Annotated in this window: 18 protein-coding genes; 6 read left to right on the top strand and 12 right to left on the bottom strand. The window is 56.0% G+C overall.

The features are described 5' to 3' along the window. Positions 1-33: 33 nt before the first annotated feature. From BFQ00_RS29900 to BFQ00_RS03925, 4 genes are read right to left on the bottom strand one after another with little or no spacing between them, the layout of a single operon-like run. A complete protein-coding gene (locus BFQ00_RS29900; protein ID WP_065932676.1) occupies positions 34-303 on the bottom strand; it encodes a hypothetical protein in 270 nt (89 codons plus the stop codon). Further along, positions 300-1,280 (bottom strand): integrase domain-containing protein, encoded by a 981-nt coding sequence (locus tag BFQ00_RS03935; RefSeq protein ID WP_065932675.1) that lies wholly within the window; start codon positions 1,278-1,280, stop codon positions 300-302. The genes BFQ00_RS29900 and BFQ00_RS03935 overlap by 4 nt, the downstream gene beginning before the upstream one ends. Positions 1,281-1,290: 10 nt before the next feature. Then, complete coding sequence (locus BFQ00_RS03930; protein WP_065932674.1) at positions 1,291-1,617, bottom strand: hypothetical protein; 327 nt, start codon at positions 1,615-1,617, stop codon at positions 1,291-1,293. Next, the gene (locus BFQ00_RS03925; RefSeq protein ID WP_065932673.1) at positions 1,610-3,010 is read right to left on the bottom strand and encodes a YfjI family protein; all 1,401 of its coding nucleotides are present in this window, start codon (positions 3,008-3,010) and stop codon (positions 1,610-1,612) included. The genes BFQ00_RS03930 and BFQ00_RS03925 overlap by 8 nt, the downstream gene beginning before the upstream one ends. Before the next feature lie 1,602 nt (positions 3,011-4,612). Here BFQ00_RS03925 and BFQ00_RS03920 point away from each other — a divergent pair. Next, entirely contained in the window at positions 4,613-4,915 is a 303-nt protein-coding gene (locus BFQ00_RS03920) for a hypothetical protein (RefSeq protein WP_065932672.1), read from the top strand. A 149-nt stretch (positions 4,916-5,064) separates the two neighbouring features. On the opposite strand, the gene BFQ00_RS03915 is transcribed toward BFQ00_RS03920, so the two are convergent. From BFQ00_RS03915 to BFQ00_RS03885, 7 genes are all read right to left on the bottom strand, one after another. Next, positions 5,065-7,848 (bottom strand): DEAD/DEAH box helicase, encoded by a 2,784-nt coding sequence (locus BFQ00_RS03915; RefSeq protein ID WP_065932671.1) that lies wholly within the window; start codon positions 7,846-7,848, stop codon positions 5,065-5,067. 7 nt (positions 7,849-7,855) lie between these two features. Further along, a complete protein-coding gene (locus BFQ00_RS03910; protein WP_065932670.1) occupies positions 7,856-8,356 on the bottom strand; it encodes a hypothetical protein in 501 nt (166 codons plus the stop codon). Then, positions 8,353-11,568 (bottom strand): SAM-dependent methyltransferase, encoded by a 3,216-nt coding sequence (locus BFQ00_RS03905; RefSeq protein ID WP_065932669.1) that lies wholly within the window; start codon positions 11,566-11,568, stop codon positions 8,353-8,355. Before BFQ00_RS03905 ends, BFQ00_RS03910 begins: the two co-directional genes overlap by 4 nt. A 12-nt stretch (positions 11,569-11,580) precedes the next feature. Continuing rightward, the gene (locus tag BFQ00_RS03900; RefSeq protein ID WP_065932668.1) at positions 11,581-12,609 is read right to left on the bottom strand and encodes a hypothetical protein; all 1,029 of its coding nucleotides are present in this window, start codon (positions 12,607-12,609) and stop codon (positions 11,581-11,583) included. Further along, positions 12,609-15,446, bottom strand: coding sequence for a DUF499 domain-containing protein (locus tag BFQ00_RS03895; protein WP_065932667.1), 2,838 nt, complete (start codon positions 15,444-15,446; stop codon positions 12,609-12,611). The genes BFQ00_RS03900 and BFQ00_RS03895 overlap by 1 nt, the downstream gene beginning before the upstream one ends. Before the next feature lie 389 nt (positions 15,447-15,835). Continuing rightward, complete coding sequence (locus BFQ00_RS03890; protein ID WP_065932666.1) at positions 15,836-16,258, bottom strand: hypothetical protein; 423 nt, start codon at positions 16,256-16,258, stop codon at positions 15,836-15,838. Continuing rightward, positions 16,236-17,102, bottom strand: a complete 867-nt coding sequence (locus BFQ00_RS03885; RefSeq protein ID WP_065932665.1) for a hypothetical protein — start codon at positions 17,100-17,102, stop codon at positions 16,236-16,238. The genes BFQ00_RS03890 and BFQ00_RS03885 overlap by 23 nt, the downstream gene beginning before the upstream one ends. 848 nt (positions 17,103-17,950) lie before the next feature. Between BFQ00_RS03885 and BFQ00_RS03880 the strand changes: the two genes are divergently transcribed. The 4 genes from BFQ00_RS03880 to BFQ00_RS03865 all read left to right on the top strand — a co-directional run bounded on the left by BFQ00_RS03880 (position 17,951) and on the right by BFQ00_RS03865 (position 22,173). After that, a complete protein-coding gene (locus BFQ00_RS03880; protein WP_065932664.1) occupies positions 17,951-18,211 on the top strand; it encodes a DUF6124 family protein in 261 nt (86 codons plus the stop codon). A 262-nt stretch (positions 18,212-18,473) separates the two neighbouring features. Then, entirely contained in the window at positions 18,474-19,472 is a 999-nt protein-coding gene (gene moaA / locus BFQ00_RS03875) for a GTP 3',8-cyclase MoaA (RefSeq protein WP_065932706.1), read from the top strand. A 224-nt stretch (positions 19,473-19,696) separates the two neighbouring features. Continuing rightward, complete coding sequence (locus BFQ00_RS03870) at positions 19,697-20,593, top strand: LysR family transcriptional regulator (protein WP_065897617.1); 897 nt, start codon at positions 19,697-19,699, stop codon at positions 20,591-20,593. Between the two features lie 140 nt (positions 20,594-20,733). Continuing rightward, a complete protein-coding gene (locus BFQ00_RS03865) occupies positions 20,734-22,173 on the top strand; it encodes an ArnT family glycosyltransferase (protein ID WP_065932663.1) in 1,440 nt (479 codons plus the stop codon). 15 nt (positions 22,174-22,188) lie between these two features. Here the strand turns inward: BFQ00_RS03865 and BFQ00_RS03860 are convergent, their stop codons facing one another. Continuing rightward, complete coding sequence (locus tag BFQ00_RS03860) at positions 22,189-22,677, bottom strand: TIGR00645 family protein (protein WP_057724985.1); 489 nt, start codon at positions 22,675-22,677, stop codon at positions 22,189-22,191. A 165-nt stretch (positions 22,678-22,842) separates the two neighbouring features. On the opposite strand from BFQ00_RS03860, the gene BFQ00_RS03855 reads away from it, so the two are divergent. After that, a complete protein-coding gene (locus tag BFQ00_RS03855) occupies positions 22,843-24,663 on the top strand; it encodes a hypothetical protein (RefSeq protein ID WP_065932662.1) in 1,821 nt (606 codons plus the stop codon). Positions 24,664-24,665: the final 2 nt, after the last annotated feature.

The following is a 24,665-nucleotide window of genomic DNA, read 5'->3' as shown; positions in this document are numbered from 1 at the left end:
TCCCATACTCAGGGGCTCACGCTTAAAGGTCTATCAGGCAACCACGATTTTTGCCTTTCTACGGCGGATCAACCCTGCTGTTAACTTGTAGTAGTAGATGGTAGCTGGAGCTGAGCATCGCAAATAGTGCTCCAGAAACCATCTCACGTGCTTTTCTCTCCAGGACCACGGAGTCGCGCAACCCCAGCGTTCACGAATCACCTCGTGCATCCTTTCTGCTTGCCTGATGTGCCGCTGCTGCGTGGCATGTGCACCTTTGAGCACGGGGCGCAGGAACAACGCTATGTCGAACTCGGCCGTCATCGCCGGCCTCCGATGTAGGCACTCACCACATCGATGCGGTTATGTCCCAACTCGTGGCTGATCTGCTTACGGGCTTGCTGATCGAGTGCTCGATCCTCTTGATGAACACGACCACCATTAACGGGTGCAGGAAAGCCGATTAGTTGCTCATAGCGCTCACAGGCGTAAGCCGCCCGCAGCTCATGAAAACCTTTCAATCCATACTCATGCAGGATGTCCCGTGCCGGTCGCACAACTGCCCGCATAAAGTCTTTGTAGCTTTCGTCGGGCGCCAACAAATTCCGGCTACCATTGGGTGAGGTCGCGCTGGCCCAATCCAGGGCATCGCGAACTTGATCCGTTACCGTAATCCAGCGCGGTGCCGAGGCCCCTGATCGACCACCTTTGGTGCCATCCTGGATGTTGATCTTGCCCAGTTGCCGAACCTCAAGTTGCAGTCGGGGCAGATCGGCCAGGATCGCTTCGCGCAGGCGCATACCAGTCTCACGGGCGAGGAGCACAATGGCACTCACCCTAGATTGCTGACGATCTGACAGTGCCCGTGCGATCAACTCGACCTGCGCACGGTCTTGGCCTTGTGGGGCCTCACTACGCACGCTTGAGCGCTGCAAGCCCAGCGCCTTGCTCGGACTGGGGATTTTGACGTACTGATCACCGCGCAGCGCGGCCATCGTTCGGTTCACGCTGGACAGTCGGTTCTGCGCGGTGGCAATGCCGACGCTGCCCTGATCAACCTGCTCCCGCACATGGACGGCGTACAGCATGAGGATCTCGCGGTCTATCTGGCGCGCGTCATTGAGTCCCGGTCCTTCATCGGATCGACACCATTGCACGAATGCCTGCCAGCGATCGTTATGGGCTTTGACGGTAGCAAAATGGCCGTCGCCAAACAGATCTTTCAAGGCTTGCGGGCCGGCATAGCTGAGCTGGCGACCGAAGCCGAAATTGCGCCCAGCTCGCTTACCGACTCGAGCCATTTTTCTACTCCTAATCGACTGCCGCGAGATCATGCAAAAGGGCTCGCCAGTGCGCATTCACGACGGCGAATTGAGCCCAATCAGTCGGGCGAAAACACAGCGTGTTGTCGGTGACGTAAAGATGCGCACCCTCCTCTTTCAACCATTGAATAATGGCTGTCGTAGAGGCGATAGCTTTATGGGTGGTGGCGACGCTGGCGACAGCGGCGACAACCCTTGTCCTGCCTGGTTTTGAGCGTGGCGACAAAGTGGCGACAGTAGCGGCGACAAATCGCGCTTTGGGCTCCTTTTGACGCTGAGCCAGATGGTTGCGCAGCGCTTCATCAAGATTAAACATGGCGCACCTCGAAGGTGTGGCCATCAGTGATCAACCACTGATGATCAATCAACTCGACCAGCAGCTTGGCGGCATGACGACTGCTCTTGCGGGCAAAGCGGGGACCATTGCGATTCAGGTCCCGGATACTAAAACGCTTCCAATCTTTGACCTTGAGCCAGCGCAGCAGCCGATCTGCTTCTTCCTTTACCCGACACACCGGTTCCTGTTCGGTCAGGCGCTGGATCTCGGTAAGGTAATAGCCAATTAAGGTCGAGGCCCGTTGGATGTGGTCGACCTCCACGACGCTGTTCTCCTCCACCACGGCAAGGATGCTGGCGACACGCAGCAGGTTATCGGCTGCCTTTGATCCGCTGGGCCGTACGCTGGCCAGCTCGCCAAACTCCCCCAACTGAGCTTCAATAGCATCATGCAAATCAATCCAACGACGACGCGCCAGCGGACTGAGACTCAGCTTTGACAGCTGCAAGGCTCCGTCAGCGGAAAGTGACCAAGGCTGATAAAACAGAGCCGAGAGGCGGTGATGATAGCGCTTGAGGGCGGCGTCTTTGGACAAGTCGACAGCTTGGTAGCTACGTTGCCCGGCTAGACTGGTTGGCCAGGTCATCAAGCAGCGCCCTAGAATGCCTTGCCCCTGCAGCAACGGGTCACTGAGTAACTGCATGGCCAAATACGGTTGCAGCATCAGGTGCAGGCTCAGGCGTCGGTCATATGCTCGTAGGCTTTCGCCTGCCATAGAGCGAGCACGATCAATCGGGCTATCGTCCCAGAGTGACGACAAGGTCGTAACCGCTTTCAAACGGTTATCCCGACTCATGGTGCTGCTACCAAGGAATTGTCCCCCCTCGTCACAGAACAGGCCCATGCTCGGCAAATCATGGCAGAGCCCCTTGATCAGGGCCTCGATCGTCGGGTCTGTGGTGATCAGCCGAGGGGCCGAAGGCTCCGCTTCGAGCGGTACGCTGTTTGTGGGGGCGGGATCGGCAGGACTGATACGCTGCGCTTGTCGCTGCGCGGCACGGTACCGAAAGAGCTGCTCACGATAATGTTGCCACTGTTCACGCTCCCATTGGCGCGCCGGCAGCAGTGCGGATCGGTCTGCCGCGGTCTTGCGATCACCGGACGCGGCCACCGTGATCAGGTACAGCGACAGGGGATAATTTCTTCCGTCGAGCTGTAAGCCCGCATGACCTTGAGTGGCCAGCGCCGAGGCAGCCAACACTGATTGCGCGGCCAGTGCCTGGGGCACGCCGATGACCTCGGCCATGCGCTCAACCGCAGGCCCAAGAATCCCACCCAGTGCCTGCACGGGATAGGGATGGGGCACGGGGTTCGACTCAATCAGCGGTCGAGGGGATTGTGGTAGTTCAAGCCTCGGGTCTAACTGCTGCATGGGCCCTCTCCTCGTTCATTGCTGGTTGTCCTCACGTAGTGCCGCCACGGCTGTTGAGTGTTATCAAGGATCAAGGCCCCTGCGGCCTGTGAGGTGTTCACTGACGCGGAACGACGGCTCCTTACGACCGGGAGCAAGGGCATGACTCCATGAATCTGGCCTCCTTAGACGCATCCTAAGATACGGGCGGGTGGAGGCTGTGCCGACTGACGAGTTCGGCACCTGGAGATCCTGGGTGGGATAAGGCAACAACATCGACATCTGGGGCATGCCTGACTGTCAGTCAGGTGCAGCTTTTCCATAGGCTGCGGCACCGGTGCCTGTGTCGTTGCGGATGGCGACGAATCGGATTTGTCAGGCCGATTGTCACGAGGAGAATTGCGGCAATGCCCAGTACGACGTGGCCTGCAGCAGTGGTACGAGCGCCCGTCTCTTTCCAGGAGAAAGAGACGGGCGCGGTCTGGCGCAGCGAAGTGTGCCAAAAGGTGAGGTTGCTGCAACGCAGCGAGGTAGGTCCATCGTCTGCCGCAGTGGGCAGATCAGCTGAGTAGGCATCCATCACTCTTGGGGAGTGACTGTGCGAGCCGCCGGACGCTAATCGCACTTCGGGAGAACCACCAGACAAGTGGCGTAGCCTTGAAGGTTCTGGCTACCTGGGCAGGTGCTGTCAACGACAGCGATCCGTGCGCCAATTTTTATACCCGCTCGAAAAAGAGGTCAAGCGTCAAACCAATGAGCTCAGAAGGTGGCGACTGTCGCTACTTCTGTCGCCACGCTCCAGGCCACGCTCTACGTCGGTTGTCGCCGCTGTCGCCGCTGTCACCACACCTACATCAATGCCCAACAAAAAGATTCGCACACGCTGAATGGCGCTGCGCTCGATGGGAATCGCGGGGGGATTACTGACAGGTGAAAGCAAACGTGACGCTAATCAAATTTGAAAATGGGAAAGTGGAACAAACTGGCTCCGAGAAAAAGCGAGTGAACCCTCCGGTCGGCGCGATCAAAGATCGCTTGATCGGAGGGTTTGGCGGGAAAAGCAAATCTTAAACCTCAATTACAAGCTCAGGCATCAAAGAGGGTTGATTGGGAAGTGACTGCCTCACGCCGCATAATCAGCGCCTGCTGCAACCGCAGCAAAAAACCGGCTTCAAATGCCTCATGTGGATCACCTGGACGATGACGTTTTCGGTTCTGAGACAGCACCCACCATAGCGGTAATGATGAGCCTTCCAGCCAAGTCTCTGCGCAACGCCCTCCCTCCTTTATTACCGGAGCGAACTCATCGCCCCACGGGGTTTGGATCGCGCGAGCCCCTTCAGCAGACGACCAACGGGAAGGTCTATTTTTTTCCGTTGAGAAGTCACTCAACTAGCATGTCAAATTTCGACCAAATCCTTTATAACCATGCCATGACATATGCGTAATCTCCATGCATTCGCCCATCGGCCGTTCATCGAACCCTACCTACGCATTACCGAACAGCACTAAAGCCAGCGCATCGGAGTCGATTTTTTTCGTGTCCTTTGGCCCCTTTGCCTATTCATAGCAGCTTCTGCTCGGGCACAATCCTCGCCCCCGCCACTATTGCATCCAAGAGCCATGAAACTACTCAACACCTACGAAGACCGTGACGAAGCCGAAGAAGCCGCCGAAAAGCTGACTGGCGATAAGCGGCTAGCTAGTGAACGGGACGCTACCGTAGTCATATACAACCTGTTTGGCATTCCCAGCTGGGGCAACTTCCATCGCCTGGGCATGTACAATCTGGGAGAGCTGCGGATTCTGCTAATTAACCGGGCCAGCTGGCATTCCACTGACCAGGCTCGACATACCGAGATCATTGAGACTTTGAAGAGCGTGGCTAAAAACTACGGGATTGAGTTGCCTGGACACTGGCTATAGGGTTCCATTCATACAGCCCATTTAGCCTCATGCCTTCGTATTAAATATTTCGCACTTGGCCTCCAGACAGCATCGTGGCATTAAGATGAAATCCAGACCAACTCCTATTTAAATACACTCACTTCTGTCGATCCCGATCAATGTTACTTTCAGCATAGCGTCTCTGGAGCTAAGATCTCTACATAACCAATGAGCTCAGCAGCATAACTGCCGTTACTATTCACAGCACCTTTGTGCTTGAGCTCTCGTTGCAACGTTGGCTCTACAACACTTGAAAAAAGGCTAAGCCGTTGTTCCGATGAAAACTTCGGCTTAATGGTTGGTGCATGCAAATAGCGTTCAGACTGACGTTCTAATGCAGGCACCCGCGCGCCATCCTGCGTGACGGCAATAGGCTGCACAACCACACGACGCTCACCGTTTCCGGCTGACGTTTCGATTATCCAGAGTGACAACAGCACCGGCGCTTCAACATCCCCTATAACTGCAATACCAATTTCTTCAGGGGGAACACTGCGCCAGCGGCCCAGCTCTTCTTGTACCAACGGATGATCCAGTCCCATCAGTTCAACATTGTCGTGACTTGTAGCAGTCTCACGATTCAAGGTGAACTGGGCGCGGCGAACTCCATCATTGGTTACGAGCTCGTAGCTCTCGTCGTCAACCTTAACTAACCGCTGCTGTCGATCCGCCACAGCCGCAGACATGAAGCGTACCAACCGATCCAGGCTCGACGACACATCGGAAAAAGGTTTGTAGTCGTCAAGACTGAAGCCTTCTAGGTCTTGGAATAGATCGAACACTACCTGTCGTGCTTCGCGCGAATTGGACAGGGCAGCTTCAAGCTCCACCTGTGTCCGCTTCAATTCAGGGTCTGATAGCGCCTCTTGGTACAGACGGTCATAGTTGAGCCGCTCTGAAAGTTGGCCAAGAATCTGCGCACGCAGATCTTCAGCTACATTGCCTTGGTCGTCGACCTTGCCAACGGCCCTGGCGATCTCTGTCAACTTTTCGTCCAGTAGCAGAAAAATCCGCCCCTCAATGGTGTCCGAAAGGACTAAGTTGTAAACCTGCGCCGTATGGTTCTGCCCGTAGCGGTGGATGCGACCGATACGCTGTTCGACGTCCATTGGGTTCCATGGTAGGTCGAAGTTGAACAGGATACGCGCAAATTGCAGGTTGATTCCTTCACGACCAGCAGCAGTACACACTAGCACGCGAGAGCCGTCTTTCTGACGAAAGCGGCGCTCTGCCGCAATCTTGGCTCCATGATCGCCACCTCGCAGCACCGCCACACCCTGCCCGGGGAAAGTCTGATTGATTTCCCGGGCGATCAAATCCACCGTACCTAGATAGGTGGCGAATACCACGATTTTTTCATTCGGGTTCTGTCGCCACAAAATGCCGAGGCCGTCGAGTAGCTTCTGCATCTTCGTCTCGCGCTGTTGCGGGAATACCTTGAGCAGATCGCCAATTCGCAGTCGTTCCTCAGGAAGGTGCAGCTCCACGACAGCCGATGCAGCTTCCTCGGCGTATGCGGCCGAATACTCGCTGCCGTAAGGGTCGGAGGCAAGCTCCAGCGCTTCTTCATCCAGTTTTTTGACCAACCGATGCTTAAGATCGGCCAGCACACGGTCGACCTCGCTGCGCCCTATACTGTCACACGCAAGATTGAACTCTTCATGAATCAGTTCGCGCGCTGCATCGGTCAGACGGTCACGCCCTTCAATGTCCAGATCTTTGTCCCGCAGCAATGCCTCGTGCAACGTCAGCATCAAGAGACGACGCTTCAGCGTTCGCCTCACGGCGGCAAAGCTCGACGCGGCAATCTTCTGGAAGATTGCCATCAAGAAACCGAGGGCTCGCCCCTGACCACCCTGACGGCGCGCAAGGTCGAATCCATCCTCCAAATACTCGCGTAGCTTCTCGTAGAATCTCCGCTCCTCATCGCCCATCAAGAAAGACTCGGTATGCACCCAGCGACGTGCAAACAGCGGCGAACCATCCGGCTGGCAGGCATCGGCCTTGGTGCGGCGGAACATCACTGTATTGAGACGGTGCCGATGTTCCAGCATTTCCTCCGGGCTACTGAACAACGTTGGGTTCAGAAGTTGCACGAGCATCCAGAACTGGAAATGATTTCCCTGGTGCGGTGTGGCTGACAACAGCATCAAGTCGCGCGAATGGTCTTTCAGCGCTTCTGCCAACTTGTAGTTCTCGGTCTTTCTCACCTTACCGCCGGTGCGGTAGGCAGTGAGATGGTGTGCCTCGTCGAACACCACCAGATCCCAGCGTGGTGCATCCAATAGGCGCTTGATACGCGCGGAGCGCTTCAAAGTGTCTATACTCACGATCAGACGGTCGTGTTTGGCAAAGGCGTTGGTTTTGCGGTCGGTGATATCACCCTCGGAGCCGAATACTTCGAAGTCGAGGTTAAAGACTTCGTTGAGTTCGCGGTGCCAGTTATTCACCAGCCCGGCTGGCACCACCATCATTGCACGACTCAGCTCCCCGCGGCTTGCCAGCTCCCGCAAGATCAGCGCAGTCTCAATGGTCTTGCCCAGGCCCACCTCATCTGCAATCAGGTAACGGCGTGGCGATGCAGTGGCAATTCGGTGGGTCAGCACCACCTGATGTGGGAGGAGATCAATCTTGGCCGAGGTCAGCGCCGACGCACTCTCCATCACTGGTAGTGCGTGCGCCTCATATGACAGCCACGCCTTGCGTGCACGGTCAGTGCTGCCGTCCACCGCGCGTAAGATGCGCTCGGTTCGGGAGAGTTCGCGGCGAATTGAGCCAAGCGGGACTCGGCGCTCACCGACGCCAAAAAATGCTCGCAGATAGCCTTCACGCTCCGCGTCAAGAATAACGCCTTGACCGTATTCGTGATGGGTGATCCGTTCTCCGGGATGGAATTGAGACTGATCTGTCATCGAAGCCTCAAGTAATCCGCAGGTGAAAGAGCCCAGAAGGCTTTGCGCCTTCACACAGCAAAATTTCTTGGGGGTATTCGTGCGCTTCCCCCCACAACACCCGACCAAAGTCGATGCGCTCATTGGCATTGGGGTGAGCACAGCGCCAACTCACCGCATCAGTGGCAGAGTTGGATGTAATGCGGCCCGCGCCAGACGGCAACCAAAAAATCAATGCTGCTTGTCCGTCGTAAAACGCCTGAAAGGACAGAATGGCGTCCTTCATCTCAGAAGCCAGCCAGCTTTCGGCATCCGTAGGGGTGAGCAAATCTAGGCAACCATCCAGCCCCCCCACCACCATGGTATTGTTATCATTGCTAGGCAAGTCTTCCGGCCAATGTCCGGTCGCCTGCACAAATTGGCGCAAGCTCCATACCTCGCTGGCGGTGCCGACTTGTGCTAGCGCTTTAGCATCCCACATCCAGCTCGTGCCACGTCTTTGCCACACGGTGTCGCGTATTTGCTTCATTCTCCATACTCCTCAAACAGCGATCCCTGTTGCGGCTTGGGAGCTTGTGTTGCGGCCCAATTATTGAAGATCGATACAGCTCGCGATGCTGCATTGCGAGCAGATGGATTGACCGCGCGACGAGACAGCCATTCAAGCAGCGGCTTCAAGGCCACGTGGGGTTTGAAGTTTTCGTTCTTGAGGGTATCCGAGGCATTGATGCCGCTACCGTCATAGCAGGCACCGATCAACACCAGCGCCTGATCAAGATCGGAGGTGAGTTTCCGTTTATGCTTGCCCTGCCAATCGCGCGCAAAATCAAGAGGATCGGTTAGCGTGAAAATCTTCTTTTTCTCGCTACACCAGCCGCGCTGCTCAAATTCATCTGGCGTGGTGATTGACCCCTTAAGGAACTTCTGTAACTGATCACGGGCGAGTTCGGTCTTGCCATCGAAGGTGCGTAGAAACTGCCTAGACATGGGCTCCGCATTCACCGGCGGTGGCTCCTTGCCTTTGTCCGCATCATCGTCGATGAGCTCATTGATACCGACGAGCGCTTCCTTGACGGAAATCGCACGGCCCTCATCAACGTAGACCTTGCCGTAGTGGCGCGAGAAATACTCCAGCGCCTTGCCGCGCCGGATTACCTGGATGTCGGCCGCAGGCAAGCCTTCCTTGACGTGGTTTTCCAGCATCGCCTGCAATTGCCGCACATCCGCCATCACTTCGCGACGCATCCGACCCCAGCTCACTGGTTTGGGCTCTTCCGTGCGTTTACGGCAGACGTGGATGATGTCGTATTCGATGGTTTGGGAACCAAACGTTCCTGGCTTCGCTCCGTCTCCTTTTGTCTCGTCTGATCGAATAGGGTATGTGGCCTCAAGGTAAAAACCAGCATCAAAGAGCGACTCCAGCACGGCCACCCAAGGCTTGTCCTCACTGTGGTGGAAGGTAAACGCAAGAAGACCGCTTGGTTTCAGAATGCGGTGAGCCTCTCGCCAACACTGCGTTAGTAGCCTCTGGTAGAAGCCATCCGGGTCTTCCGGCTCACGTGCCCGGTTGGCGACCGCCTCAAGTGATTTGGGCGTGTACTCGGCATTGAAATACTCTGGATATTTGTCTTTAAGCGCTAGCCGCAGCCAAACGTAAAAGAAGTCAGCCAATTCGGAATAATGCAGCAGACCACCGAATGGAGGATCGGTAATGACCAAATCCAAGCTTCCAGAGGCGAGCTGGTTAAGGTCCGTCGACGAGCCTTGATGCACAGTAACATCACCTACTGGGTCACCTAGAAACACTTTTTCACTCTTACCGGTAACCTGACCAGACAAGTGAGAAGCGCGCCTTTGAAGGCTCTCATTGCTAACGACTTCCCATGGGCGCTTCGCCCACTCCCCTCCTTCCAAAATTCCCTCAATACAGGATGCCCAATTCCCACGGCCTAGCGAAGCAAATACGCAGTTCTCTACAACATTGTTCTTCGGATGGTAGTTATTGTTACTCATGTGAGGGACAAGCTTGTCGTACCCAATGTCCCAAAAACAAAATGAGTTTTGATTTCTCAGATATTGCTGAAATGCACCGAGGACATATTCGCGAACAGGCCAATCATAAGACCCTGTGGTTATAATTGACTTGAGCAACTGCGTATGCACCAGCATCTGGCGTGGATTGAACATAGTCCACCAGTGAGTAAAGCCGTGGTTCGGTATTCCACCATTGTTCATGTGCGTCATGAACCCGAACGGAACTTCACTACGAGGCCAATATTCAGCCAAGTCAGAGTTTTTACGAGCGTCCCACTCTTTAGCTGCTGCGTCGTGCTGCTGAGCGTGCACCGTATCGAACGGTGCAAAGAAACGGCCGTTGTACGGCATGCCAGCAGAATTCCGTTTAGGGGCATAGCCTTGGACGGCATAAGCAGCCATTGGCCCCACTTTTCCACTTGCCTTAATCGTGGTCAGCACACTCTGCACGGTGCCGCAGGCACTGCATGCGTAGTTTGATTTCTTGGGTACTGTCCCGACATTAGTCTTAAACGTGATTTTGGTTTCGGGGCATGTCACCTCTTCAGGCAACTTACCGCGTACTTCCAATAGGCGAATCTTGGCTGCACGCTCTTGACTCCAAAGGGTAGAGGATGCCACGTCGTCCTGTGCAGAACCGCCGAAGGGTTGACCATTGGCATTTTGCTGTGCGCTCCCTGCAAGCCATTGCGGATGCACAATCAAGCTGAGTTCAACCTTCTTTTTCTTTCCCTTGCCGAGTTTAACCATCTCAATGTGGTCACAGTGCGGACAAAGCACACCGCGCTTTGGGTCGAGCGTTGAATACGGATATTCGCCCGGCGCGACATATAGCGGTACATCGGGGGCCATGCGTGCCGCATTTTCTTCAACGTCGAAATCAACATTGCACTTGCTGCAAGAGTGCTCCCAATATTTGACGCTGATTGTCTTCACCGCCATCACAGGGCTACTCATGATGGGAGTACGATGTCCGCAGCCTGTTACCTGACAGGGGCCATGCTTGGCCCAGAAGGTGTAGATAATCTCCGGGCCTTCGTAGGCATAATCGGGCCGTTGCTCAATTGTCAGGCTTAACGGATCAAAGTCTTCCGCCATCACCCGCTTACTTGGCAGGTGCGTCCATTCCCCTTTTTCATTATTGGGGCCGTCGCAGTAGTAGTACGGCATTATCTGCGGCTTGACCTCAGCCTCAACGTCGGCGAGCAGACGCTTCACCTCCTCCAGATCGACATTGGCGAGCTCTTGCTTCACAACGAACCATGCCACCGGGTTCAGATCATTACCGACCATCTGCATCCCGAGGCGCGAGCCCTCTACTAAAGTAGTCCCGCCGCCCATGAAGATGTCCGCCACCTTCAAGTGTTTGAATGCGCCTTTTTTCTGGTGGTTAGCGTAGTAGTTGTCCCACACCAATTTCGCTGCATGAGACTTGTCTTCTGGCGCTTTGGTCGCTGCCGCAATCAGCATCGAGCGAAATACGCTAGAGCGTCGCCGCGCCCACCACTTCGACATCTGGTAGATCGGCTTGCCCGCGTTGCCCTCGATGATCGCGACCTGATTGACCGGCAGGATTGGGAAGTCGACTTCCAAACAAGTCAGGGGGCGATTCGGGTCGTTGAAATCGACCGTCTCCATCGCAACGGCTTTGCCTGCACCGACAGCTTTAGCGACTTCTAGCGCCAGGAGTTCTTTTTTGCTTGCCATGCCGCGCCGCCTTTAACTAACTGGATTATTTCGAGAGAGTTCAACAAACGGTGACAGCACTTCAAGCAGCGAAAGGCCGCCGTGCGTCAACGTCGGGTAACCACCTTGGCTCTTCCACTTCCAGCGGCCAAGGGCGAGAAGGTAAGCGCCATGGGGGCTGTTAATTTGCATCGCCACGGGTGGCACGAAGGGGCCGCAGTCTTCTTGCGTAAGACCGGTGCCCGCTTTGCTGCGCCCGCTGGAAAAAGTTTTTTTGAGAAACTGACCAACCTCGCCATCCGCATCTGGGAAGTAACCCGTAGCGGCGTAACCGTGATCGGAGGTAATAACCAACCGCCGCCCAGTCGCCAAGCGCTCCACAAAAGCCCAAAAATCGTCGCTGCTCAATTGCTCGGCAGCATCGCGCGTCAGCGTATCGAGCCCCTGACCTGCGCCTGCACCATCGTGCAGCTTACTGTCTGGCCAGTGATGCCAGAACACCCAATTCGGCGAAGTATCGACCAACCTGGAGCAGTCTTTCCAGGGCATATCGACACTCTCGGTATAGGCTGGTTGAAGGCGATGAGCCATACCACCACCGTTATTCTGCAATTGACTGCGGCTGCTAAAGCCCAAGGCGCGAGCAAATTCATTGGTTTCGCCGGGCAACTCGGACGCATTGGCCGTGACCTCGTGCAAGGTAAAGCCGCGCTCCTTCGCGCCCTGCAACAACCAAGGGAGCTCGCGCAGTGACAAGCCATCGAGGATCAGGACTGCTTTGGCGCTGCCGCCGCCATACCCAGGTTCGCCCCACCAGCGTGCAAGCCTGTCCGAGGTGCGCTCCACCGTACTGCCGAACGCTTGCCAAAGATCCCATCCGCCAGAAGATAGGAAGTGATCCAGCGCACCGATTTCACGGTCTCGTTTGGCGACCTCACTTGGCGCATTGCCAGCGGTCAGCGGATTGGATGCGATCTCAATCGTCTTGTTGATGATGACGCGCCAAGCATCCTCAGCGGGGCCCTTGGTCAAGCTGTGCAGTACCTCTGCGTCGAGGGCCATCAGTTGTCTTCCTTCTCAAGACTGAGATCAAAGGTCATGCCGTCGGGCAACTTTTTGAGTAATTCCTTAAGCTGGGCACCGGTCGCGGCAGACACCTTGATCGATACTTCGCTAGTAGCATCTCCGACGATTTTCAATGCCTCGACGAGGCGACCGTTTGCGTTGCTCACGGAGCTGAGATGTACCGCGTGTACTGATGATGCTGGGCCAATACCCCAGCCTTCAAGCTTACCAATAAGATTTAGAGCCGAGGTGGCCGGGTTGTTCAATGCGATGCGCGGCTTGCCGCCGGCGTTGATGTTTGGTTCGCCACCAAAAATTCCTCCTCCGCTGGGCGGATTGGAGGTGAAGCCGCCGGAGGGAGCATTGCTACCGCCGGGAGGAGTAGTCGATGGTGTGATGCCAGCGCCGCGAAAGAGACCACCGCCAGAGGAGTCTCCCGCAGACGACACCAGAGGAGGGGTTGCGCCACCCGTTGTGAGCATGGCTGAAGGCTCCATCACAAATACTTCGTCGAGCTGTCGTCCGGTATAGGAAAGCTTGGAGCGCAGCCGCCGCCACGCTGTTTCCTCATCTTCCCCCGGCTGCGCTTGCAGGAATTCCATGCCACGCACATTGATGGCGATCCTGCCCCGCGCGCAAAGACGCAGCAGACGGTCCTTCATTGAGGTTTCACCCAGCCAAGGAATGCAGTCTTGGCCTGCGGGACGCGGCTCTTGCAATTCTCGCAGTAGCTTGCCAACCGCTGAGTTATCACTAGCTGCCTCTTGCACTAGGTCGTCGAAGTCTTCAGGCACAAATAGATCATTGACCAGAGCCTCCTCAATGCCCTCGGGAATCTGTGCACCCTCTTTTCTCAAACTCTCGACGGAAAATATGCACTGGCTTGGGTCGGTGAAATTCCAGCGATGGAGTACGGCAAAGCGATCAAAGCGTTTTTTCAGAATGTCGCGAAGCTCGCCCTGATATTTTGTGTGCAGCTTCTTGTACTCGGAGCTCTGACCACTCCATTCCAATGCCTTCATTTCAGCACGAGCGAGGATCAGCAGATCGCGATCTTGAAATGCATTCGATGAGCCAGAGCGCGGCAGCAGGAAGCGAATGGTGTTGCGGCGCTTTTGCAGATGATCTTTGATCCAGAGACCAAGGCGCAGATCAGTGTTGTCCGGCTCTTCAGGAAGAACGAGGATTGGCAGGCGGTTATCCCAGCGCTCCGGCTGTTCCGACTCGTCGAGCGACGACCAAGGGTCCGACTGCCAGGATTTCGGCAGTGCGATCACACGGAAAGTTTTGGCTACTTCTTCGGTGCCGCCGATGACGTAGCGAACTTCCTTGGCAAGCTGCACAAGATCGGATCCATCAGAAAACAGTTTGTCGTTGCGTGCACAAGCCATCAACTTGGCCTGCGGGTTCTCTTCTTCACGGAAGACCAGGCGAAGGCCATCCTGATGGATGTTGAAACTGTTCTCTACGACGGTGGCCAATTCCACTTGGAAGGCGTTGTCGTCGATGGGCGTATCGCGCGTGATGTCTGCTTGCAGCGTCACAGGCTCGGCACCGGCTAGATTGCCTACAGCAATCGAGCGCAACCACAGCGCCCCCACAATTTCCTGCAGATGAGGGACGATACTAGCGTGCGTCGGTACGGCTTCCGTGACCGAGATGATGTTCTGCTGCGCCTTGGAGCGCAGCGTGCGGTGGTGTTCGTTTGATACTGAGTCCAGCAGCGCACCGATGCCAGACGCATCGTCATCCAGCCGAAAATCAGCAGCAGTAAGAACAGGCGTAAGCTCGCCACGACTCTTGTAAAGGTTGGCCAGGATGCGAATCATGTCGCGCGTTTCCTGTGCGTCCGTCGCAATCAACACTTGCTCTTCGAGCAATCGCAGTAGGTGGGGGGCGTAGGGCCAGGATTCGTTGAACTCTTTGCGTTTGCGATCCTGCTCAGATGGCGGCACGTCCAGCAAGCGGAAGTACTCGGCGATGTGCTTGGCTACCAAGGCTTCGATATTGGTCGTTGGAATCTGCAAGCGGTTATCGAACAGCCGGTGCAGCAGCATCCGCCGACGATCCTGCTGGATGCGCTCGGCGTTGCCGCCAGCCTTGAAATCAATGGTGACCGGATTAACGCGGTGTACCTGTTGATAGGCGTCGCTGCCGCCATTGCGTACTGAGATGACCAGCACTAGCAGTTCGGGGTGCTCCTTGGCGATCTCCGACAATATCTGGATGAAGTTGAACGCCCAGTTCTTCCAAGGATACTGCTTGGTGTTTGTCAGGCCGTCGAACCATGTCTGGAATTCGTCCAGAAGCAACATCGTAGGAGTGTGCTGCAACAGCTCAAGGATCAGCTTGTCGGATGGGATATCGGTCTTCGCGGCGCCCATGCCTTCCCACTTACCCTTGATGTAGGTGCCGTGGGGGTGACGCTCGAAAAGCAAATCCCATAAAAACTTGTAGCGCTGGCGATGCAGGCTTTCGCCGAGCACGAGCATTTCGCTGCGAAGAGCGATCTTGCCGATCTGTGGTTCACCCAAGGTTGTCGCCCAGGAATTGAGCCATGCGCCTGTAGAGGTTGGGTCATTCACCGCGTGGTAAAGCGCGGCCATCAAGTGCGACTTACCGAGACCTCGTTCGCCGATCACAACCACCGGTCGACCTTGGTTTGGGCCGACGGCCTCGACGCCTTTCAGCAGGTCGTGCGTCGGGTAGGTGATTTCTAGGAACTGCGTGGCTGCAACCTGAGTTGCGCCAGTATTTGTATCGTTGGAGAGCTCAATGGCTGTCCCTCTGAGGCGCTTACCTCGAAACTCCTCTCTCAGAGTCAGTCCAAGCATTACTTTCGCTCCCTTTTGATCGACTGAACAGGTGAACACCAGCTCAAAAATGCAGCGGTTAGAGAACTGGAAAACTGGTTCTGCCACCAGCCCCGCAGTTGCTCACCGAGATAACCGAATAGCACTCGCAGCTCCGCTATGGTTTTGGCATCGTTAATCATGAAGCCTCTCGTCATCCAGCTGGCAAAGAGCCGAATGATAAGGTGGATGCCATCATTTGGGGCAGAATTCTTTGGCCACCTTCAGAGTCTGCTAGCCCAAAAACGCATGACTAGACCCCCCGAAGGCCTTGGTTGCAGCCTTGCAGATATTCAGTACCAACGATTCGCTTGTGGCCCTATTCACCCTAGTCATCATCAGTCCGCACATGTACGCGACCCAAGATAAAACTAAATTTTGACGCCCCCCTCAAGAATTCGAGCAGCAAGACCGTCTTTAAAATGAAAATAACTAGCCATTAAAAATAAAACCAGTTGCCCCCACCCAAGATATATTGTGGGCTGCGCCACCATCCCAAAATAAAATAGCAAAGACATTGCAACTAAGAAGAATCGCTTTGCCGAGTATAGCCCAAACTGCGTATCATCCGCGGCGCGATGTTTGATTGCAGATCGAGACATTCTCACTGCAATCTGGCCAAAAATAATACAGGACACTAACGACCAGTCAGGCGCTAATAAGATTTCTTTCCAAGACGATGTATACAGTTTGATTGCCACAAGAAAGACAAAAGGCGTGACTATGAAGATGTACTCGGAAAAAAGCTCCGCCCACATCGTATTTCGTTTTTTAGAAGAGAGGTTTTGTTTCATGCTGTAATCCGACATCGCGGTGAATTTGCAAAACTCTTACGACTTTCGCACCCGAGATGAAGGGTTTACCTTTCCCCGGAGGCGGAGAGTAAATTTCAATTGAAACCTCAGCCTCCATAACGTCTCTGGGACCAATAGGTGCTATAGAGCCATCCTGGTACTGCTCAAGCCACGGCAAGTCAGTGATCTTGGCATTGTAGCGATTGTTCGTACTGGCGCTGAGCATAGCCCAAGCTCCTTTACCGATGTTGACTGGCGCTCTGACGTAAAGTTTATCCACGCAGCCTTTAGTTTCAGTCGTCCCTTGAAACATCTCTTTGGGATTCGCGTTAAAACGCCAGTGAGTATTGATAGCTGTGATATTTTCCGACTCAACGATGCTGGCCGAAGCGCTCTCCTCAGGAAGAAGCCTCTTATTTGCTTCTGACAATTTATTCAATGCGTGTGCAAAAGCTTTTCGATCAATTTTTGGGGCAAACATTTGTTCATCATTAAACTTAGCTAGTTCAGCTTCAACTCCTGACGCTAGCTGATCGACCTCTTCTTCAGTAGTGGTACTTTCGAGACCCGCTAGGTCTTCCGCTAATTTCATGCTTGATTCGAAAACAGCAGTCTCGAACCATCCCTTGAGGCGTCCAGGAACGGCCTTTAGCACACTAGCAACTGAACCAGTTTCGACATCTTCAAGCCGAAGAGCAAATTCTCCCTGCGCACCGAGGCTCCCGACCATGACTTGGCCTATCGCTTCGTAGGCCTCAATATAACTACTCATAGCCTGAAAAATTTCAGCTGGCCGTTGACGCTCCTTCAAAAAGTCAATTTTTATTCTCAGCGTCTCGTGCATTCCTAACTACTTCCTTGAAGATGGGCAAACGTCTACCAAATAGGCAGTACGGTCATGCGGGTCGGGCAGGATAACCTCTACCGCCGATAGTGGCAAAATGTCCCCACCAGCGTCAGGGAAGCTCAAATCTCGCATCACCCTTGCCGACTGCCCCAAGCCTAGTCACAACGAGTCGTCAAAAAATTAAATACTGTACATAAAAACAGTATCCATCATTTCAACCTCATCCGCAATGTGTGTCAGCCGGCGGGCTCCGAATGCGCTATGCAGAAACTACTAGAAAACATTAATGTGCGGGCTCGAGGCAGATGAGCCCCCAAAAGATGGGAGTGTTGATTAGACGGAGCTGCACCTCTTTCCGGATAGGCGGTATTCCAATTGGTATTCCAGAACAACAAAAAATAAATTTTATATTAATAATTTCAATGAGTTGAAATAACAGTTCAACTTACCCCGGCGCACCACTTCGAAGCGTCGACAAAACCCGCCTGTGCGGATTTTGTCGTTTCTGGGTTTAAAAAGCCCAACTGGCGGGCCTTCAGAATTTTCCCACAAAAACTCGCGCCATCCATGAACTCCCCCTTCACCTCCCACCCCGCTAACCTCCCCCAGTCGCTGCAAAATCAGCGACCGGGTTTAGCAGCTCGGTTAATATCAAGGCCTGCAACGCCACCTCCCATTCAAGCGATGCTTTCAGCATCCGCTGGATTGCGTTATGGCGGCTGTGCGTGGGGCACCTTCGGGTGCGCTGGGTTCCTTGATTCCTGGTCTGCTAACCCGCGTACAGTCGCCACCCTTTTCGTTTAGCAGCGATGTCTGGCGACTCCACTAATCAAGGAGTTTCAGTCATGAAAAAGATCACCCCCAATCCCCCAACAACCCTGTTCACCCTCGCCCCAGGCATCCCCGCCGAAACCCTGCTGGTCCAAGCCAGTGAAACCCTCGCCTCGCTGAACGTCATGACCACCGATCTGGCCTTTGAACTGGAAGGCTCACACCGCCACAAGCTGCTGGCGGCTCAGCAACTGGTCGTGCTGGGTGAGTTGTTGCTGGAGCGGATGCTGGAAACTCAGGTATTCACTAAGCAGACACCTGGCGAGAACCCATAGAAACCGACCGCACGATCACTCCGTACCTGCGGCGAGCGAGGCGCCCTCGCCACAGGACGGAATCGAACCTTAACTGACCAAGCCCTTCATCACCCACCACCGCGGCCCCCCTAAAACCATCAGCCACACCCCATAGACCCCGTCGATCACTCAGTTGCTAATACTGATTAGACGTACGCTCAAAACAACTCTAGCCTCGCGTAGATAACGCGCCCATTAAAGCGCCAGGGTTATGCGCCCGACGCCGCCGCCGAGGTTTCTCATGACCGATCAAATCCTGATGGATAGCTTTTCGCGCCGGGTCGACTACCTCAGGATGTCCGTCACTGACCGTTGCGATTTCCGCTGTGTGTATTGCATGGCCGAGGACATGGAGTTCCTGCCGCGCCAGCAGATTCTGTCGCTGGAAGAGCTGTATCAACTGGCACACAGTTTCGTCGCGCTGGGCACCCGCAAGATCCGTCTGACCGGCGGCGAGCCCTTGGTTCGTCAGGGCGTGGTGGAGCTGTGCCGACGCATCGCCGCGCTCCCCGGTCTGCGTGAGTTGTGCATGACTACCAACGGTTCGCAACTGGGCAAGCTCGCTGCTCCGTTGTTCGATGCGGGGCTCAAGCGCTTGAATATCAGCCTGGACAGCCTGGACCCCACGCGCTTTCGTGAACTGACGCGCACCGGTGATTTGGCCAAGGTGATCGCCGGTATCGATGCCGCGAATGCCGCAGGTTTCGAGCACACCAAGCTCAATTGTGTGGTGATGAAAGGTCGCAATGACCATGAGGTCAACGACCTCGTGGCCTTCGCCATCGACCGTGGTCTGGATATATCCTTTATCGAAGAAATGCCGCTGGGCGTGATCAGCGAACACAGCCGTGCCGAGGCGTTTTATTCCAGTGCGCAGGTGCGCGAGCGTATCGCCGAACGCTACACGCTGATCGACTCTGCGGAATCGACGCAGGGGCCTTCGCGTTACTGGCGTCTGGCCGAGGCGCCGCATATTCGCCTGGGCTTTATTTCGCCTCACAGTCACAACTTCTGCGCGACCTGCAACCGTGTGCGCCTGACGGTGGAAGGCCGGTTGCTGCTGTGCCTGGGCAATGAGCATTCGGTCGACCTCAAGGCGGTGCTGCGGCGCTATCCGGGCGAACCGAAACGCTTGGAGAGCGCCATTATCGAGTCGATGAAACTCAAGCCGTATCGGCACAACTTCACCCTCGACGATGAGGTGCAGGTGGTGCGCTTCATGAATATGACGGGCGGCTGATCGACCCGGTTTCAACCCCATGCCATCCTGCGCACGGCAGGGCTGCCGCCCGTCCTTGAACCCATCGACTGTGTACTGAACTGAAAAATGCCTGTCTAATCGTCAAGGCTGATCGGGCTATCCAGCATTGTCTGGCGGCCGGTTATCGAGTGCGTTGGCCAGTTCTGAGGAATCGGTGATTCCACTCTGACAGACCTTTCACTTCTTCCCTGGCAGGCACCTTGATGGACATAAAACAACTCAAATTCCTGATTGCGCTGGAGCAGACCCGTCACTTCGGCCAGGCGGCTGCGCGCTGCCATATCACCCAGCCGACGTTGTCGATGCGCCTGCGCAATCTGGAGGAGGAGTTGGGCCTGGAGTTGGTCACCCGGGGCCAGCGTTTCGAAGGCTTTACCGAGGCCGGTGAGCGTGTGCTGGCGTGGGCCAGGACCTTGCTCGCCGCCCATGACGGGTTGTTCGCCGAGGCGGCCGCGTGTCGTGGCCAGTTGGTGGGTAACTTGCGCCTGGGCCTGGTGCCGCTCAGCGGGTTCAACCCGATCAGCTATATCCAGAGCCTGTCCCACACCTTTCCCGAGCTCAAGTTCAGCCTGACGTCGATGAGTTCGGACAACATCATCGAAGCGCTGGGCACCAATCAACTGGATCTGGGTGTGTGTTACCTGGACCACGTTAACGCCAACTACCTGGATTTTTTCGAACTGGGCGAGACCCGTGTCGGCCTGCTGTACGACACCCGTCACTTCCATTTCGAAGGCTCGGAAATGAGCTGGGAAGACGCCGCGCAATTGCCCCTGGGGATGATCAGCACGGGCATGCACTATCGAAAGTCCATTGACCTGAGCTTCCGCAGCCGCGGCCTCGCCCCCCAGCCCATGCTCGAAAGCGACTCAACCTATCAGCTGTTCCAGGCGATCCACGAAGGCTTCTGCTGCGCAATCATGCCGCTGGACAGCGGCCTGGAAAGCCCGATCGAGAACCTCGCGTTCATCAACCTGCCGGACGCCAGCGTGCTCGCGCCACTGGGCATGGTGATGCGCAAGACCGAACCGCGCTCGGCCATTGCAGAAAAGTGTTTTGCGCAGGCCAAGAGATTATTTGCTGCCAAGGACGCGGATTAGCGTGTCAGGTACGTAAAGCTCTCGCCGCCTGACCGCACAAAAACCCTACACTCGTTCACGAACCGTTAAGAAACCCCTCCCTATACTAGCCGGCAGCCATGCCCGCTCCCCCGAGCGGTCCCCTGCCCGGTAGCCACTCAATGACGCGTCCCGTTCCCCTGCTGCTCTTGCTCGTCGGCCTGCTGTTTTTCTTCGCCCTTGGCAACCATGAACTGCAAGGCTCCACCGAGGCCCGCGTCTCGGGGATTGCCATGGCCATGCACCTGGACAATGACTGGGTGGTGCCGCGTCTGTTTCGTGAGCCTTTCCTGGAGAAACCGCCACTGAGTCTTTGGCTGGACGCCGGGGCGATTCGTCTGTTTGGCGCGAGCACCGGGGCCGTGCGCCTGGCGTCGGCGTTTGCCGGGTTGTTCAGCGTGATGCTGCTCTACGGGATGTTGCGCCGGTTCGGGCGGCCCACAACGCTGGCGTTCAGCGCCGCGTTGATCCTGGCGACCATGGCCAGCTATTGGGGCAATCTGCGAGGAGTGGGTGAGGATTCGTTGCTCGCCCTGGGCGTGACTGCAGCGTTGCTGGGGTTCTACCAGGCAATGCGCCCCGAATCCGAGCGCCAGGGTTCCAGCGCCTGGGCGTGGGCATTGTTCACAGCAGGGATGGTCATCGCCACGCTGAGCAAAGGTGTGCTGGGCCTGGCGATGCCGGGGATTGTGATTTTTGTCTACCTGGCGTGCACCAGCCTGATGGATAAGCGCCTGCGTATCGGCGACTGGCTCAAGCCGGCGCTGTTCACGCTGCTGGCGCTGGTGCCGCTGCTGATCTGGCTCGGGTTTCTGTTTCAGCGCGGCGGTATGCAGGCAGTCGGTGACGTGCTGTGGACCAACAGTGTCGGGCGCTTCAGCGGCTCGTTTGTGGAAGCCGGGCATTACGAGCCGTTCTATTACTACCTCGTTAAACTGCCTGAGGCCTTCCTCCCATGGAACATTCTGGTGTACCTGGGCCTGTGGCACTTTCGCAAAAGCCTGGTGCGCAACCGCTACCGCCTGTTTTTCAGCGTGTGGCTGGTGGCGCAGTTCACCCTGCTGACCCTGGCCTCGAGCAAACGCACCGTCTATTTGATGGCGTTGACTCCGGCCGCCGCCGTACTGGCGGCGGAATACGCGCGGGTGCTGCTGGAGTGGGTCAAACAACACAAACCGGCACTCTACCGCTACCACCGACAGATCATCGGCGGTGTATTCACACTGGCCATCGCCTGCTACCTCAGCGCCGCCTTCTGGTTCGCCCCCAAAGCCGATGTGCGCCAGTCATTCGTGCCGGTGATCAGTCAGGTCCAGACACTGCAGGACGAAGGTAAAGAGGTGGCGCTGTTCCAACCCAATGAGCGAATCGCCGGCGCCAGTGTGTTCTATCTGCAGGCCTATTTGCCGATTCTGCAGACCGAGGCCCAATTGCACGCCTTTCTCAGCGCCAAACCCGGCAACGTCGCGCTGCTGGATCAGACCGATCGGCTCAGTCAGAAAGTCACCGTGCTCAAGCAAATGAAGATCAACCGCCAGCCCTACTACTTCGTCGAGCAGTAAGGCCGGCGCGCGCCATCAGTGCTTGGTCAGCTTGTCCAGGTAACCCATGGCAAACGCCGAGACCACGAAGGTCATATGGATGATCACGTACCACATCAGGTGTTGCGGATCGACGTTCTTGGCGTCCATGAAGATGCGCAGCAGGTGGATGGAGGAAATCGCCACGATGGAGGCCGCCACTTTCATCTTCAGCGAAGAAGAGTCCATGGTGCCCAGCCAGTTGAGCTTTTCCTTGTTTTCATCGATATCCAGCTGCGAGACGAAGTTCTCGTAGCCGGAAATCATCACCATCACCAGCAGGCCGCCGACCAGGGCCATGTCGATCAGCGACAGCAACAGCAGGATCACTTCCGATTCCAGCAAGGAAAAAATATTCGGAATCACGTGAATGATTTCCTGGAAAAACTTGATCGCCAGGATCAGCAACCCCAGGGATAAACCCAGATAGATCGGCGCCAGCAGCCAGCGCGCGGCATACATCGTGTTCTCGATAAAGCGTTCCATTGAATCCCACACAGCTTGGCTAAAAATGGCGCCGAGTATACCAGTGGCTACCCGGCGCCTGTCACCGCGAGAAAACTGCGCCAAGTGGCATCTGTAAGAGGATTTTTCTGCTAGTGTCGAGACCATTCACTCGGCTCGATGATGTCGGACAGGAAAACTCAGATAATGGATGTGCGATTCCCTTTGGCCAGTCTAGGCCTGTGCGCGGCGTTGCTGATGACCAGCGGCTGCTCTCCCAAAGAAGAGCAGAAGCAGGCCACCCTCGAAGAAAAAACCACCACGTTCGAACAGTCCCTGGACAGCATCCAGGACCCCAAGCTGCGCGACGTCATCGCCGACCTTGGCGGTTCGCTGCTGTTGCTGGAACGTGCGCGGATCAAGCTCGACACCAAACCCATCGAGGCCGAATACGGCGAAGACAGCCTGGTCTTGCTCAAGCATTACCCCAGCCCCCAGGCCCTGGTGGACACCTATATCAATGGCCTGTTCGTCCTGCGCAGGGCTTCGCATTCCGACTACCTGACGGATTTGCAGCCGGTCTTCCCGTTCACGTTCAACGCTCCCGAGCAATTCCCCTTCCCCCATGGCCTGGAGTGGGAGTCGGTGACCTTGAGCAACAACAAAGTCATTCCCTTCCAGCCGGAATGGTCGGAGACCGACCCCGGCATCCAGCTCAGTCCCAGCAGCTCCAACCTGACCAACCCCGACGACCTGACGGTGACCTACCCGTTCATCGAGGGCATCGAGACGGAAAACAAGAGCCAGCCGCAGCCCGTCAGCCTTAAAGGCACGATTGAAGTCGCCGCGCCGGGCAGAGTGCTGAGCTTTGATCTGTCAAAAAAGGACGTCGGCCATTCACGCACCGAGGGCAATATCAGCCTCAAACTGTTGTCGCTGGACAAGAATTACGCCGAAATCGAACTGACCAACAGCGAGCCGCTGGCCACCGAGCTGGGCGACGACTCGCCCAACCCGCTGCTGGTACAGGCCCGGGACAACACCGGGCAATTTCTCACCCGCTCAGGTTCAATCAACGAAAGCGCTGCCCAAGTGGCGTTCTATGAGAAGCAGCTGGCGCAGCTGCAACAGCAGAAGGCCTGGTCCGAAGCGTTGGATAAACAGCTCACCGACGCGCAAAAAGCCTTCGAACGCACCCAGACCAGCCACTACGCCAAGGTGTACTTCAACGGTGTGATCGATACCCTGCAGGTCAACGTACTGGACTTTTCCAAGGCCACCGTGACCCGCAAGGCGCTGGACCTGCCGGTGATGCGCTTCGACAAAAACAGCCTGCAACAGAGCGTGCAGCCCTTGCCGATGCCGGTCACGGTGTATGACGCCGCCGCCGCCAGCTGGCTCAAAGACGCGTCGATGACTGAAGATCAGTTGAAAAACAGCGTCACCATCAGCCAATCGACCGAAGACGCCAGTGCCGCGAAAATCGTGTTCGATCACCCTTTCACCTTCAATGACGACCTGGTCGGCGCCGAGCGCAATAACAGCGCCGCGCCGATCACCTTTTTCACCGCAGATGATAAGGGCGAGCGCGGCGAACCCATCGAGTTGCCGACCGAGGCCTACGAGCTGAACGCGGCCAGCGGCACGCTGACCTATGACCTCAACCTGTTCCCGGAAACCCCGGCGTTTGTGGTCGGCTCGGTACCCTTGTTTCTCGCCACCATCGAAAAGGCCTCGATTGACGTCGGAAAACTGCCCAAGGGCCTGTCACTCAAGGACAACGCGCTGATCGTCGACCAGCAAGCGTTTCCCGCCGACAGCTGGCGTTTCTACGCCAGGGACGCGAGCGGCAACTACCTCAAGGAAATTCTCGGCGTGAGCCACCGCGCCGAGGAATACGGTACGGCGTTGTTTGATGTGCATTATTTCTACGGCCAGCCGACCACCCTGGAAAGCTACCAGCGCACCGACCTCAACACCGTGCAATATGGCTTTGAGGTCAAGCTGGACAAACCGGAAAGCAAATAGCC

It is taken from the genome of Pseudomonas sp. 28 E 9, from assembly GCF_900004785.1.
Classification (GTDB): Bacteria; Pseudomonadota; Gammaproteobacteria; order Pseudomonadales; family Pseudomonadaceae; genus Aquipseudomonas; species Aquipseudomonas orientalis_A.
This window is presented reverse-complemented; position numbering and strand designations above follow the sequence as displayed.

Bases quoted from the DNA above. Each gene is read 5' to 3' on its own strand.
- BFQ00_RS03910 (WP_065932670.1), bottom strand. From the start codon at position 8,356: ATGAAGCAAATACGCGACACCGTGTGGCAAAGACGTGGCACGAGCTGG.
- BFQ00_RS03855 (WP_065932662.1), top strand. From the start codon at position 22,843: ATGGATGTGCGATTCCCTTTGGCCAGTCTAGGCCTGTGCGCGGCGTTG.
- BFQ00_RS03920 (WP_065932672.1), top strand. From the start codon at position 4,613: ATGAAACTACTCAACACCTACGAAGACCGTGACGAAGCCGAAGAAGCC.
- BFQ00_RS03865 (WP_065932663.1), top strand. From the start codon at position 20,734: ATGACGCGTCCCGTTCCCCTGCTGCTCTTGCTCGTCGGCCTGCTGTTT.
- BFQ00_RS03930 (WP_065932674.1), bottom strand. From the start codon at position 1,617: ATGTTTAATCTTGATGAAGCGCTGCGCAACCATCTGGCTCAGCGTCAA.
- BFQ00_RS03915 (WP_065932671.1), bottom strand. From the start codon at position 7,848: ATGACAGATCAGTCTCAATTCCATCCCGGAGAACGGATCACCCATCAC.
- BFQ00_RS03935 (WP_065932675.1), bottom strand. From the start codon at position 1,280: ATGGCTCGAGTCGGTAAGCGAGCTGGGCGCAATTTCGGCTTCGGTCGC.
- BFQ00_RS03900 (WP_065932668.1), bottom strand. From the start codon at position 12,609: ATGGCCCTCGACGCAGAGGTACTGCACAGCTTGACCAAGGGCCCCGCT.
- BFQ00_RS03885 (WP_065932665.1), bottom strand. From the start codon at position 17,102: ATGCACGAGACGCTGAGAATAAAAATTGACTTTTTGAAGGAGCGTCAA.
- BFQ00_RS03895 (WP_065932667.1), bottom strand. From the start codon at position 15,446: ATGCTTGGACTGACTCTGAGAGAGGAGTTTCGAGGTAAGCGCCTCAGA.
- BFQ00_RS03925 (WP_065932673.1), bottom strand. From the start codon at position 3,010: ATGCAGCAGTTAGACCCGAGGCTTGAACTACCACAATCCCCTCGACCG.
- moaA (WP_065932706.1), top strand. From the start codon at position 18,474: ATGACCGATCAAATCCTGATGGATAGCTTTTCGCGCCGGGTCGACTAC.
- BFQ00_RS03890 (WP_065932666.1), bottom strand. From the start codon at position 16,258: ATGAAACAAAACCTCTCTTCTAAAAAACGAAATACGATGTGGGCGGAG.
- BFQ00_RS03870 (WP_065897617.1), top strand. From the start codon at position 19,697: ATGGACATAAAACAACTCAAATTCCTGATTGCGCTGGAGCAGACCCGT.
- BFQ00_RS03860 (WP_057724985.1), bottom strand. From the start codon at position 22,677: ATGGAACGCTTTATCGAGAACACGATGTATGCCGCGCGCTGGCTGCTG.
- BFQ00_RS03905 (WP_065932669.1), bottom strand. From the start codon at position 11,568: ATGGCAAGCAAAAAAGAACTCCTGGCGCTAGAAGTCGCTAAAGCTGTC.
- BFQ00_RS03880 (WP_065932664.1), top strand. From the start codon at position 17,951: ATGAAAAAGATCACCCCCAATCCCCCAACAACCCTGTTCACCCTCGCC.
- BFQ00_RS29900 (WP_065932676.1), bottom strand. From the start codon at position 303: ATGACGGCCGAGTTCGACATAGCGTTGTTCCTGCGCCCCGTGCTCAAA.